This window comes from Amycolatopsis rubida (assembly GCF_900115345.1).
GTDB lineage: Bacteria > Actinomycetota > Actinomycetes > Mycobacteriales > Pseudonocardiaceae > Amycolatopsis > Amycolatopsis rubida.
Map to the genome: position 1 here is coordinate 85,703 of NZ_FOWC01000002.1, position 12,669 is coordinate 98,371.

Genomic DNA, 12,669 nt, shown 5'->3' on the forward strand with positions numbered 1-12,669 from the left:
GACAACCGGGCGAACCCGTCCGTCTTGGCCTGCGGTAATGCGAGGGACTATCATGATTTCGTGCTCGGAAAAAGTGTGGTTTTCTCCCCCGATCGGACGGCTCGGCCCTCGTGAGCCGGCTTTCCGTCGAGGCCCAGCTTGTCGAACTGGGCAACATCCTCGTCACCGCCCGCGTCGAACGCGGGCTGACCCAGGGCGAACTCGGCGACGACCTCGGCTACACGCAGCCGAACATCAGCAAGATGGAGCGCGGCAAGACCCGGATCCATCCGCATTTGCTCGACCGATGGATCGACGTCCTGGAGATCGATTCCGCCGAGGCGGAGCGGATGCGCCAGTACAACCTGGCCTCCCGCGCCGACCGGGTGTGGAACGCGCGGCGCCTCGCGGCCAGCCCGGCCTGGTTCCATCCGGTGTTCGAGGCCGAGCAGGAGGCCGCGATCGTCCTGAAGTGGACTGGCGAGCGCATCAGCGGGATGCTGCAGACCGAGGACTACATGATGGAGCAGTTCCAGGCCTACGGCCGCACGGACGTGACCGACGCCGTCCACGAGCGCAAACTGCGGGCCAAGCTGCTCGACGACTACCCGGACCGGACGTACAAGTTCCTCCTCAGCGAAAGCGCGGTCCACCGGCTGACCCGCGCGCACACGGACAATCCCTACGTCGCGCTCGGCCAGGTCCGCCATCTGCTGAATCTCGCCCGCAACCATCCCGCGGCGACGATCCGGTTCGTGCCGTTCGACAACGGCCCTTTGCACGTCGGCCCCGATTTCACCATTTTGCAGTTCGTCAACAGCAAGCTCGACCGCTCGTTCGCCGAAACGTCGAACGGCGTCCAGACCTTCATGAACGAAACCGAAACCTACGAGACCGATCTGCAATCGTGGGAATCCCTTTCGAGTGTCGCCCAATCGGCCGAGGAATCGGCGATTCTGCTCGAAGAGGCCGAGGCGGACCTGCTCAGCGTCCGCCCGCCCGCTCCCCGCAGGGCCGGAGAGAGGCTACGCTGATCCCGCGCCGTCGACCACGAGGAGAAAATGGTGACTGGCCTGGAGCACGAGTCCTTTCCGCCGCCGGGGATCGATCTCAGCCGTCCCAGCGTGGCCCGCGTGTACGACTGTTACCTCGGCGGAACCGCGAATTGGGAAATCGACCGGCAGTTCGCCGAACGCATGCTGCGCGATTATCCGATGGTGCGCCCGATCGCGCGGGCCAACCGCCGGTTTCTGCACCGGGTGGTCCGGCATCTGGTGCGCGGCGGAGTCCGGCAGATCGTCGACCTCGGTTCCGGCGTCCCCACGATGGGGCACGCGCACGAAATCGCCGAGCAGATCGCGCCGGGCGAGGTGAAGGTCGCGTATGTCGACTGCGAACCGGTCGCCGTCGCGCATTCCACCAGCCTGCTGCGCGAACAAGGAGACCCCGCCCGGCAGCTCGCCGTGCACGCCGACCTGCGCGACGCGCGGCGGCTCTGGTCCCTGCTCGCCGGGTCGGGCGTCATCGACCTCGACCAGCCGATCGCGCTGCTGCTCATTTCCGTTCTGCACTTCCGGCAACCTCCCGCGCCCGGCAGCGGAAGCACCGCGGACCTCGGCCCCCGTCTCACCGCCGAGTACCGCGATCTCCTCGTCCCCGGGTCGTATCTGGCGCTGTCGCACGTCACCGACGAGGGCGTCCCGCCGCACTGCGAGCACCTGCTCGCCGATGCCAAGCAGCGGTACGCCGCCGCGGGCACCGGCCTCGTCTACCGCGACCGCGCCGAGATCACCGGCCTGTTCGGCGACTTCGCCCTGCTCGAACCCGGCGTCACCTGGACCCCGCTGTGGCATCCGGAGGAAGCCGGCCCGGACGACCCGACCGTCCCGCTCGACGCGGCCAACGAGTCGCTGCTGCTCGCCGGGGTGGCCCGGAAGGAGTGATCGCCGCGCCCGCGACCACGGGCAGTGGTCACGGGCGCTCCCGCGACCGGCCGGGCGCGGCAGGTAGGCTTCACCAGTGTTTCGCCAGGTGATGTGCCCAGTCTGATGGCAAATACCTACCCCCCCCCCGGACTTTTGTCACGGAGAGTGCCCGTGGATCCTGGGTTTGACCACTGGTTGACCGTCGGCTTCGAGCGCCGGGTCCTGGTGGTTGTGCGGACCGTGACGACGCTCAACCGGCTGCTCGACGTGCTCACGCTCTTCAGCGGCGACCATCGCGTGCAGACCGTTTTCACCTTCGACCGCGACCGTCCGGCCATCCTCGGGGCAGGGGTCCCCCGGCTGCTCGAACGGCTGGGCGTCGCGGTGATCCCGTGGCAGCAGGCGATCGCGACCGAGTTCGACCTCGCGATCGCGGCCAGCGAAAACGACGATCTCCACCTGCTCCGCGCCCCGGTGGTCCTGCTGCCGCACGGGATCGGCCACCAGAAGTACTACCCCGGCAGCTCGGTCGTCGCCGGGCTCAACCCGGAACGGCTCGTGCACCACGGGCAGGTCGTCCCGGCGCTGATCGCCGTCGCCCACGCCGAGCAGCGCGACCAGCTCCGCGCGGCGAGCCCGGAAGCGGCCGAGCGAGCGGAGGTCGTCGGCGATCCGTGTCTCGACCGGCTCGTGGCCGGTGCGCACCGGGCGGCCGAGTACCGCGCGGCGCTGGCCGGACGGGGCAAGCGGCTCGTGACCATCGCGTCGACCTGGGGTCCGTCGTCGGTTCTCGGACAGCATCCCGGCCTTCCGCTCCGGCTGGTCGCCGAACTGCCGGTCGACACCACCACGGTGTGCGCGATCCTGCATCCAGGCATCGCGGCGGCGCACAGCTCGTGGCAGCTCGACGCGTGGCTCGCCGAGGCGAAACAGGCCGGGCTGCTGGTGATTCCGTCCGAAACCGGATGGCAGGCCGCGGTTACCGCATCCTCCTGCGTGATCGGTGACGAAAGCTCCGTGTCGCTCTACGCCGCGGCGCTGGACCGGCCGATGCTGATGGCGGGAAGCCCTTCTCCGGCAACGGTTCCCGGCTCTCCCGCCGCGATGCTGGCCGCACGCACGGACGCGCTTGCCGCCGATCGGCCGTTGGCCGCGCAGATCGACGACGCGATCGACCGGCATGTTCCGGGCAGCTACGAACCTGTTGCCAAGCAGGCGGTCGCGGTCCCCGGACAGTCGGCGGAGCTGCTGCGTGCCGCGTGCTACCGCTTGATGAAGCTGCCGGAACCGAGGGGGCCAGCGGAATTCAGCAGCTATCCGGTCGCCTCGCCGACCCGGACGGAACCAGTCGCGTTCGTCGCCGGCATCCGCGCACACGGGTCGAGGGATGTGCTCGTCCGGCTGCCCGCGACCGAGGTGCCGCAGCACCTGCACCATCTGCACGTGATCGCGCACCACACCCGCGCGTCGCTGCGAGAACTGTCGGCGGCCGCCGTCGTGTTCACCGACGACACCGAGGTCGACTTCCCCGGCTGGGCCGCCGCCGTCCTCAAGCAGTGGCCGGACGCCCAATTCGCTGCTGCCCGGCTCGAAGACCGGTGCCTCGCCTTGGATCGCAACGGTCGCCGTTACGAACTGGTCCCGGGCTCCCGGCAGGCCGATCCGCTGGCGGCGGTGTCGATGCTCTATTTAGGACGGACCGAACTGGAGTTCGGCAGGCGCCGGGTCAGCGTAGCGATTCGAACTCGGTGATGTACTCGTTCGTCCGGGGGTGACCGAGCTTCCAGGCATCGCCGATCAGCTGCCCCCATGCCGTCCGAGCAGCCTCCGGCTGCCCTTCCGCAGCCAGGATGCGCGCCTCGATTTCCCGGACTTCCCACTGGTATTGATCCGCGCCGGTGGATTTCAGCTCAGCGCGGGCGCGGCTCCAGCACTCCCGGGCGCGCCCCAGGTCTCCCAGCGCGAGGAACGCCCGCGCAGCTACCATGTCCAGCCGGCTGAGGTTGCGGCCGGTGGCGTGCTTGCGGCCGTTCTCGATCTCGGCCATCGCTTCCGCCGGGCGTCCGGCCTTGATCAGGACGGAAGCGAGCATCCGATGGTGAATGCCGAGCGCGTAACCGTGGTCGAGGTGCTGGTCGAGCGCGATGGCTTTCCGCAGCCAGGCTTCGGCTTCGGCGAGCAAGCTGGCGCGCTCGGCCGGGAGCGTGTCGGCCTGTTCCTCGAAGAACCGCGCCCGGAACTCCGCCACCGATGATTGCAGCCGCTCCCGCCGAGCCGGACGGATGTCGACGGCCTCAGCCAGCTCCCACGCCCGCTGAAGATCCGCGGCGGCGGTGTCGAAAGCCCTTGCCAGGAACCAGGTTTTGGCCCGCATGGACAATGTCCGCGCGTAGAGCGCCTGCGGTTCTCCCTCGGCCAGCGCCGCCGCCGCACGCACGGCGAGGTCGCTGATTTCGGCGTACTCGCGCCACAGCCAGCGTGCGGTGATCAGCACTTCCAGCGCACCGGCGAGCTGGCACACCTCCAGGTGTTTCCCCCGCCGAGCCGCGGCGCGGACCACCTCGGTGATGAGCCCCAGATGCCGGTGCAGCCAGTTGATCCGGTCCTCGGGGAGCGTCCACGACAAACCGGGCGGAACCACGTATTCGCGCAACCGCCCGGCATCCCCGGCGAGGTCCGCGGCGACCGCTCGATCGCGGACATGGCTCAACAGCTGCGGAAACGCCGCGTCGCGATCCGCTGGCAGCTTCGCCGCGTACTGGGACACCAGCGCGGTCAGCCGATGCCAGCCACCGACCTGTTCGGTCAGCATCGCGCTGACGACCGCGTCGAAGACCTCGTCCGGCATCCCGAGGTAGGCGACCGCGGTTTCCCGGGTGAACCAGTGCCCGGGGAATCCGGACAGCAACGCGACCGCCTCGGCGGTTTCCGGAGCGAGCGTCGCGAAAGTCTGGGCGAGCGAGTCGTTGATGACGCCCTCGGCGTCCACGATCCCGTTCGCCTGGTAGTGCGCGAGGAGCCCGCTGACCGGATACGGTTCCCCGCCGTGCCGCGCCAGGCTCAAGCCCACTTCGCGAATCGCGGACGGCATCCGGCCGGACATCGCCAGCAGCGCGCCGGTCGCGTCGGGTTCCGCGTCGAGCCGGACCGCGCCGCAATAGTGCGCGAGCATTTCCCGCGCGCCCTCGAGTTCGAGCCCGCCCAGCAGGATCGGCGACGGGTCGAGCGCGTCGAGGTCCCGGGTGCGGGCGGCGGAGGTCGCCAGCACGAGGTTCATCCGGAACGGACGGAACAGCTCGACCTCGCGCGCCGACACGACGTTGTCGAGGATGACGGTGAACAACCGGGTCGCCAGCACGGAGCCGAACTGCTGGTCCAGACCAGCGTCGTCGGCAGCGATCTCACCGCTGGGAATGCCCAGCTTCAGCAGCGCCTGCCGTTTGACGAGCGCCAGATCGACGACCGCGCCAGTACGCGATTCCGCGACATCGATCTCGATCCAGCCGCCCGGGAACCGATCCCGCACCCGCCCGGCGATCTGCCGGGCAAGCTCGGTCTTCCCGGACCCGGCCGGCCCGTAGACGAGACAGGTCCCGGACTCGCGCGGCGCACGAAGATGCTCGGCATGATTGAAGAACGGCTCGACACCCTCGGTGGCCGACGGCCGCTGCCCCGCCGCGTTCACCAACGCGACGGCTCCCATCAGCTCAGTGCGAAACACCGGATCGTCCTGGCAAGCGGCCAGCACCTGCTCGCGAAGATCCGCGACGGCGACCGGCCCGGAGCCGAATTTCGCCCCGAACTTGGCCCTGGCGATGCCCGCCAGCTGCCCCAGCCCCTTGTCGACCCGCCCGACCAAGGCGGTGGCCAGCAGTTTCGCCGCCTCAGAGGAAAACATCGCAACCGCGTCGATCAAGCCCCACCCCTAGTTCCCGGTACGCGCGAAACCACGCTAGCAGTGCGCGGTGTGCACGTCACCCCACGTCACACTCGCCGCGCCCCCAGGTACGCGAGGGCCACCCGCACAGACTTTGATTCCCTCACGGACCGCCGCCAGCCGCACCCACCGTCGAGGCACCCAGCCCCTCGTGGATCTCGCGCGACAGCCGGTGGCGTTCGTCGAGCATCCCCGCGCGGCGCTCGGTTTCCCGCAACCGCACCGCCTGCCGCCGCAGGTAAGTGATCACCGCGGCGGTCACGGCGGCGACGGCCACCGGCACGATAGTCAGGTTCGGATCGAAGCCGGTCGAGAGCCGGTTCTACGAGAGCGGTCACCAGTGCGCACAGCACCAACGCCGGTCCGATCGGCAGCGTGCGCAGGCCGGTGACCAACAGCGGGACCGCGCACCACGCGAAGCTCGGCGTGGTCGAGGAAGCGCACGATCGACGCGACCAGCAGCAGGAAGAACGCCGTGTGCATGGTCGCGGCCAGCCACCGCGCGTCCCGATCGGTCATCGCCACCCTCCGTGTTCCGGTCCGATATGGAGCCTGACCGGTGCGAACCCGGACATCAGCCGATCGGATGACACGAGTGTCGGCCGTTCCGCGGCGCGAGGTGAGCCGGGACTCCGATCCGGTGGAGGCGGTCCCGGACGCACGATGAATCCGTCAAGCCGGACAAGCCGAGGAGCACCCGATGAAGACCTTCACCGCCAAGACCCGCATCGCCACCGTCGTCGGCGGACTCGCCGTGCTCGGAGCCGCCACGACCGGCGCACTGGCCGCCGACGCCGCCACCCCGGCCGCCGCTCAGGCCGCGCCGAAGGGACTGGTCCAGACCACGTACATGGCGATCGCTGCCGCGCAGAAGGCCGCGCGGGCCGCGCTCAACGCCGCCGAAAGGGCGGGCCGGAAGGTGTCGGTCGCGGTGGTCGACCGCGACGGCAACACCATCGTGACCCTGCGCGGCGACGGTGCGGGCCCGCAGTCGTACTCGTCGGCCGGGGAGAAGGCGTTCACGGCGGTTTCGTGGAACGCCAAGACCTCGGAGCTGACCGGCCGGCTGCAGCAGAACCCGGCCCTGAAGGACATCAAGGGCACCCTGTTCCGCGCCGGAGTGGTCCCGGTGAACGCGAACAACGCCCCGATCGCGGCGGTCGGCGTGGCCGGTGCGCCCCCAGGTGCGCAGGACGAGACCTTCGCCCAGGCGGGGGCGGACGCGCTCGGCAAGTAAGACCGCGGGTGAGCCCGGCCTAGGTTCGGTGGGCCTCGCCGGCTGCGGTGAGACCCACCGGACCCGGCGGCCAGGGCGATCAACCGGGTCCGGCGAGTACGCCCAGCACGGTGCGGCTGCCCCGTCGGCCAAGCCACGACCGCAGCAGACGGTCAGCCGCCGAACCGGTTCACGTAGTCCTCGACGATCGGCCGTTCCGGCGCGATGATGTCGTCCGGAAGCCGGTCCAGCACGAAGAACTCGTAGCCGGTGATCTCCGTGCCGTCCACGGTGACCTCGGCGTTCTCGACGGTCGCGGTGAACGCGGCGGTGACGTTGTGGACCTCGTCGCCGTGCGGATACCGGTAGAAGTACTCCGGTCCGGAGTAGACGCCGAACAGTTCCAGGTCCCGCACCGCCAGGCCGATTTCCTCCCGCACCTCGCGACGGCCCGCGTCCTCGTAGGACTCGCCGGGGTCGAGGAACCCGCCGGGCAGCCCCCAGTCCTGGCTTTCCCCGCGGAACACCAGGAGCAGCCTGCCGCGCTCGTCGGCGATCAGCACGGAGGTGCCAGGCAGGATCAGGGGGCGGGTGCCGACTAGCTCGCGCAGCTCGGCGATGTAGTTCATCAGCGGTCAGTACCTTCTCGGTCGGGTTCGGCTTCGTCGCGGGGACGGAAGGCGACGATCGGCAATTGCTGGACCATCCGGTGCCGGGCCGCGTCGGACCCGTCGTAGCGCCAGCCCAGCAGTGTGCTCAGCACAGGACGCAAAACCGGGCGCAGCAGCCGGTTTCGGCGTTCGTAGCCGGCGATCGCGTCGGCGGCTTCGGATTCGCCGAGGATCCGGTACGCGGGGACGAACTTCCGGCGGCCGATCGCGACCTCCGCCGCGGGGGCCGCCTGGATGTTGCGGTACCAGTCCGAGGACGGGCCCAATCCGGCGATGGCCAGCACTTCGCCGGATCGGGGACGGAGACCGATCACCTCCAGTACCGTCCGGTATCGGCGGCCGGATTTGCGGCCGAAGTGGGTCAGGCACAGGAAACGGTTGCCCAGCAACCATCCCAGGTCGCGGTCGTACAGCTTCGCCGGTGCCTTGAAGACCGTGCGTGCGATCGGTTTCACGGTCGGACTCCTTCCCTCGCCGAATGGTGCGGATTCGTGATGAGCGCGGTGGATTTCCCGGTCAACCTCCCGGCGGTCAATTCCGGGCAACCGGGCCAGTTCGAGCACAAGCCGCCGCAGGTAGAGCTGCGGTTCGTTGCCCGGGAGGAACCACCGTGCGCCGTTGCGGGCCGGCTGCTGTTCGCCGGCCACGACGGGACGCCACAGCCGCTCGTATCCCGCCGGGCCTTCGGCGATCGACGACGCGCGGTTCAGTTGATCGGCCAGCACGTCCGCGCCCGCGATCCGACGCACCCTGTCCGGCCAGCAACGACACCGCGTACGCCGCATCTCCGACCAGCGTGACCCGGCCCTTGCTCCACGTTGCCATCTCGATCAGGGCGACCTGGTCGTAGTAGATCTCCCCGGACCGCGGAGCGCCGCAACGCTTCCGGCACCATCCAGCCCAGCGAGCCGTAGGTGTCCGGCAGCGACTCCCGAAGGCGTCGGGCGAGCGGGATCGGGGGTGCGATGTACGGCGAAGGCGGCGACTGTTCCGGCTCGCGAGCCGGAGAAACCCATCTGCCTCACCGATGGTGTCGGTGAGGCAGAACCGTCCGTTTGCCACCGCATGGATCTCGGGCGAGGCGAACAGGAACGCCGCGGTGTGGAAGCCGAGGTAGCGCGGGAACCGGGATTCCTCGCCGAACACCGGCCGCCGGACCGTCGCATGGATCCCGTCGATGCCCACCAGCAGGTCGGCTTGGAGCACGGAACCATCCGAGAGGGTCGCTGCGACCCGGTCGCCGTGGTTCTCGACAGCGACTATCCCGCTGTCGTACCGAAGCTCGGCCGCCGTGGGCAGCGACGCGCGCAACGCCTGTTCGAGATCCGGCCGCAGGAAGCTCGGCAACCGGCCGCCGACGATGCGCGCGAACTGGCCGAAGTGAATCCCGGACCGGCACTTTCCTTGTGCGTCAAGGAGAATCGCTTCGGAAATCGGGTACGCCGCCTCCTTGACGGCGGGCAACGCTCCCATCGCTTCGGCCGCGTCGTAGCCGCGACCGAAGAAGTCGATCAGGCAGCCCCACGGGCGCGGTCCAGACGCCCGCTCCACCAGCGTGACCTCGTTGCCCAGCGCCGGCAGCCGGTTCGCCGCGGCCAGTCCGGCGATGGCGGCGCCGCAGACCAGGATTCTCATCGCATTTCCCCTCCCTAAGGCAGCGTGACCAGCCCGCGCAGAACGGCAGTGACCGCCGCCGGGTCTCCTCCGGGAGCGAGGCCGCGGTGCAGCAGCAAGCCGTCGATGGTCGCCACCAGCACCTCCGTGGTCGCCTCCGGATCGGGGACGCCGCGTTCGGCGAGCCAGCTGCTGACCTGCGCGCGGAACGCCAGGAGCAGCCCCCCGATCTGGTCCCGCAACTCGTCGTCGCGCCGCGCCGCCAGATACGCCTCGATGAACAGCACCGACAACGGGTCCACCCCGGTGTACGGCTCGACCGACCCGAACAGCGCGGACACCAGGTCAGCCGGATTCTGCGTCGCGGCCAGCGCCGGTCCGACGCTCTCCAGCACCTCGCGCATCGCGTCCAGAACCGCCTCGCGCAACAACGCCTGCAGCGACGGGAAGTGGTAGTGCACCACGCTCGGCGTCACCCCCGCCCGATCTGCCAGCACACGGGTGCTCACCGCTGCCCAGCCGCGTTCGGGCACCAGCTCCGTCGCCGCTGCCAGCAACCGTTGCCGCACGTCACGCCCCCGTGCCGCTGCCGGTGAATTCATTCCGCACTTCTCCTGGTCGATCGTCCCGGGCAGTCGTTCAGGGCGATCGTCCTGAACGACTGCCCTGACAGTAGCGCGGTCTCCGGCGACGGGGAAGCGGGGAGATCCGCAACTCACCTGAAGGCGGGAGACGGCGGCGATGTCCGGTCCCGTCCTCTAGCGTCGGAAGCGGCTCTTTCCGCCCGTCCCGAAACCGACCGGCAACCCACCGTGCTCTCGTCGCTGTCCGCTGTGTCCATTCGGCGTCCGGCCTCACGAGTCGAGCGCATCGAAATCCTCGGCGGCCTGATCGTCGCGCTCGCGCTGATCCCCGAGGCGATCTCGTTCTCCGTGATCGCCGGGGTCGATCCGCGCGTGGGCCGGTGCGCGTCGTTCACCAGGGCGGCGGTGATCGCGTTCGTCGGCAGCGCTCCGGCGATGATCTCCGCGGCGACCGGGGCGATCGCCCTGGTCGCCGCGCCACTGGCCGGGAAACGCAGGTTCGGCTATCTCGTCGCGACAGCGGTGCTGGGCGGGTTGTCCCAGATCGCGCTCGGCTCGCTGGGCGTGGCGAGGCTGATGCGGTTCGTGCCGCGCAGCGTGATGATCGGGTTTCTGAACGCGCTGGCCGTACCGGGAATCCCGGACGTGCCGTTCACTCGGTCTGATCGCGTCGTACGCGCTGGTGGGGCTCAGGGAATCGCTGATGACCGCCAAACTGGTCGCCGACCTCGCCGACGCGCGTTCGAGCAAGACCCGGGAGGCGGTCGGCCAAGGGCCAGGCCATGATCAACGTCAAGGTCGCGGGCAGCCGGACTCGGCTGTCGACGTTCCTCGCCGGAGCGTTCCTGATGGTGCTGTGCCTGGTGTTCGGGCCGGTCGTGTCGCGGATCCCGATCGCGGCGCTGGTCGCGGCGATGGTGCTGGTCGCGTTCGACTGGCATTCGATCGCGCCCGTGACGCTGAAGCGGATGCCGGTCGGCGCTGGTCGCGGTGATGGCGGTGACCGTCGGCATCGTGGTGGCGACCGGCAGCCTCGCGATCGGGGTCGTGGCCGGGTCGATCACCGCGATGGTGATCTTCGCGCACCTGGTCGAGGCGACCCCGGTGCCGCGCTGTTTTTCGCGTCCGGCAACGACTTGGTCTACCAGTTCGACTACGCCGGCGACCCGGAGCGCGTGGTCGTCTACCTATCGGCCGCGCACATCTGGGACGTCTCGACCGTGGCCGCGCTCGACGCCATCGCGACGAAGTGCGAGGCGCGCGGGGAAGACCGTCGAGATCGTCGGCCTGACCAAACCACAGCGCGGCGATGCACGAAACGCTGTCCGTGGAGCTAGCGGGCAACAGCTGAGGTCAGACCGGCCGCCCGTTCCCGGAGCCGCGGCCGGACAGTGAAACCGCTCGGCTTCAGCGTCAGCGATTCCACGATCTTCAGCTCGTACGCCGGGTCCGCCTCGAAGTCGTAGCGTTGCAGCATGATCCCCAGCGCCAGTACTGCTTCGTGCAGCGCGAACTGGCGGCCGATGCACGCGCGTTCCCCGGTGCCGAACGGTTTGTACGCCTGAGCCGGGCGCTTCCGCACCGCCGCCGGCTCGAAACGGTCCGGATCGAATTTCTCCGGATCCGGGCCCCACACAGTCGGATCGCGGTGGAGCATCGGCAGCGGCACGATGATCGAATCGCCCTTGCGCATCGGGTACTTTCCGCCCAGCACCAGGTCTTCGCGGGCTTCCCGCGAGTAGCCGGGCGCGGTCGGCCACAGCCGCATCGCCTCGTCGAGCACGCGGCGGACGTACCGAAGCTTCGCGACGTCGCCGAAGGCCGGTTCGCGATCACCCCACACCGCGTCGACTTCGGCGCGAGCCCTCGCCAGCAGTTCCGGATGGCGCGTCAGGTAGTACAGCGCGAACGACAGCGCGCCAGATGTCGTCTCGTGCCCCGCAACCACAAACGTGATGGCCTGATTGCGAATGTTCACCGGATCGAGCTGCTCCCCCGTCATCGGGTGCCCGTCGGTGAGCATCAGACCGAGCAGATCACGCCCTTCGCCGCCTTCCCGGCGGCGCGCCTCGATCACCTCGTCGACCAGGTTCGTCATGGTCGCGATGTCCGCCTGATTCTGCGCGGACGACCCGGCCAGCGCACGCCGCACGAACGGAAGCTTGACGTTGTCCACCTGCGCGAACCGCAACGCGCGGATCATCGCGGTGACGAACGGATGGGGTTCGGCCCGCTCGAACGACCCGAACCGGTAGCCGAACCCGGCGAGCCCGATCGTCTCAAGTGTCAGCCGGGTCATGTCGGCAGCGACGTCGACCGGACCGTCCGCGCGGTCCCACGTCGCAGTCAGCTCACCAGCGACTTCGAGCATCATCGAGTGGTACCGGCGCATCGCCTCGGCGGAGAACGCGGGTTGCAGAATGTCGTGCGCCAGCCGCCAGTTCGGCTCGCGCGTGTGCGCGGTGAACAGCCCGTCGCCGACGACCCCGCGCAACCGCTCGACGCCAAGACCGACGTGCTTGCCGAACCTCGTCTCGTCGTTCAGCTCGGTGACCAGGTCGATCCCGCTGGCGAACACGATCTCGAGACCGAAGAACTTGCGGGTGAAAATCGGCCCGAGCCCCGCGCCGGCTCGCATGGTGCTCTGCAGCGGCGTGCGCACATTGGTCCCGAGCAGGTCCCCGAGCACCGGCAACCGGCCCGGCCGGTGCGGAATCGCGGTGGTGTCCACAGTTCGCTCCCT

14 protein-coding genes are annotated in these 12,669 nt (G+C 69.4%); 6 read left to right on the forward strand and 8 right to left on the reverse strand.

What is annotated here, in order from left to right; all coding sequences use genetic code 11:
• Positions 1 to 110: 110 nt before the first annotated feature.
• From BM362_RS09330 to BM362_RS09340, 3 genes are all read left to right on the forward strand, one after another.
• Positions 111 to 1,013, forward strand: coding sequence for a Scr1 family TA system antitoxin-like transcriptional regulator (locus BM362_RS09330; protein ID WP_093572843.1), 903 nt, complete (start codon positions 111 to 113; stop codon positions 1,011 to 1,013).
• 27 nt (positions 1,014 to 1,040) lie between these two features.
• Complete coding sequence (locus BM362_RS09335; protein ID WP_093572844.1) at positions 1,041 to 1,922, forward strand: SAM-dependent methyltransferase; 882 nt, start codon at positions 1,041 to 1,043, stop codon at positions 1,920 to 1,922.
• Positions 1,923 to 2,075: 153 nt separating this feature from the next.
• Positions 2,076 to 3,656 (forward strand): hypothetical protein, encoded by a 1,581-nt coding sequence (locus BM362_RS09340; RefSeq protein WP_244287093.1) that lies wholly within the window; start codon positions 2,076 to 2,078, stop codon positions 3,654 to 3,656.
• On the opposite strand, the gene BM362_RS09345 is transcribed toward BM362_RS09340, so the two are convergent.
• The 3 genes from BM362_RS09345 to BM362_RS09355 all read right to left on the reverse strand — a co-directional run bounded on the left by BM362_RS09345 (position 3,631) and on the right by BM362_RS09355 (position 6,360).
• Positions 3,631 to 5,820 (reverse strand): hypothetical protein, encoded by a 2,190-nt coding sequence (locus BM362_RS09345; RefSeq protein ID WP_093572846.1) that lies wholly within the window; start codon positions 5,818 to 5,820, stop codon positions 3,631 to 3,633. The two genes, BM362_RS09340 and BM362_RS09345, sit on opposite strands and share 26 nt — an antisense overlap.
• A 124-nt stretch (positions 5,821 to 5,944) precedes the next feature.
• A complete protein-coding gene (locus BM362_RS47325) occupies positions 5,945 to 6,118 on the reverse strand; it encodes a hypothetical protein (RefSeq protein WP_167545260.1) in 174 nt (57 codons plus the stop codon).
• Between the two features lie 11 nt (positions 6,119 to 6,129).
• The gene (locus BM362_RS09355; RefSeq protein ID WP_143132398.1) at positions 6,130 to 6,360 is read right to left on the reverse strand and encodes a hypothetical protein; all 231 of its coding nucleotides are present in this window, start codon (positions 6,358 to 6,360) and stop codon (positions 6,130 to 6,132) included.
• Between the two features lie 181 nt (positions 6,361 to 6,541).
• Here BM362_RS09355 and BM362_RS09360 point away from each other — a divergent pair, with 181 nt between their 5' ends.
• The gene (locus tag BM362_RS09360; RefSeq protein WP_093572848.1) at positions 6,542 to 7,078 is read left to right on the forward strand and encodes a GlcG/HbpS family heme-binding protein; all 537 of its coding nucleotides are present in this window, start codon (positions 6,542 to 6,544) and stop codon (positions 7,076 to 7,078) included.
• Between the two features lie 152 nt (positions 7,079 to 7,230).
• Here BM362_RS09360 and BM362_RS09365 read toward each other — a convergent pair whose 3' ends face one another.
• The 4 genes from BM362_RS09365 to BM362_RS09380 all read right to left on the reverse strand — a co-directional run bounded on the left by BM362_RS09365 (position 7,231) and on the right by BM362_RS09380 (position 9,944).
• Positions 7,231 to 7,686, reverse strand: coding sequence for an NUDIX hydrolase (locus BM362_RS09365; RefSeq protein ID WP_093572849.1), 456 nt, complete (start codon positions 7,684 to 7,686; stop codon positions 7,231 to 7,233).
• Entirely contained in the window at positions 7,686 to 8,183 is a 498-nt protein-coding gene (locus tag BM362_RS09370) for a nitroreductase family deazaflavin-dependent oxidoreductase (protein ID WP_244287094.1), read from the reverse strand. Before BM362_RS09370 ends, BM362_RS09365 begins: the two co-directional genes overlap by 1 nt.
• A 76-nt stretch (positions 8,184 to 8,259) precedes the next feature.
• On the reverse strand, positions 8,260 to 9,363 hold the full coding sequence (locus tag BM362_RS09375) for an FAD-dependent monooxygenase (protein ID WP_093572850.1): 1,104 nt from the start codon (positions 9,361 to 9,363) through the stop codon (positions 8,260 to 8,262).
• Positions 9,364 to 9,377: 14 nt separating this feature from the next.
• Entirely contained in the window at positions 9,378 to 9,944 is a 567-nt protein-coding gene (locus tag BM362_RS09380; RefSeq protein WP_093572851.1) for a TetR/AcrR family transcriptional regulator, read from the reverse strand.
• A gap of 231 nt (positions 9,945 to 10,175) precedes the next feature.
• On the opposite strand from BM362_RS09380, the gene BM362_RS50235 reads away from it, so the two are divergent.
• The gene (locus tag BM362_RS50235; protein WP_342029795.1) at positions 10,176 to 10,712 is read left to right on the forward strand and encodes a SulP family inorganic anion transporter; all 537 of its coding nucleotides are present in this window, start codon (positions 10,176 to 10,178) and stop codon (positions 10,710 to 10,712) included.
• A complete protein-coding gene (locus BM362_RS50240) occupies positions 10,709 to 11,263 on the forward strand; it encodes a SulP family inorganic anion transporter (RefSeq protein ID WP_342029796.1) in 555 nt (184 codons plus the stop codon). The genes BM362_RS50235 and BM362_RS50240 overlap by 4 nt, the downstream gene beginning before the upstream one ends.
• Here BM362_RS50240 and BM362_RS09390 read toward each other — a convergent pair.
• Complete coding sequence (locus BM362_RS09390) at positions 11,260 to 12,657, reverse strand: cytochrome P450 (protein ID WP_067580835.1); 1,398 nt, start codon at positions 12,655 to 12,657, stop codon at positions 11,260 to 11,262. The genes BM362_RS50240 and BM362_RS09390 overlap by 4 nt on opposite strands.
• Positions 12,658 to 12,669 lie beyond the last annotated feature (12 nt).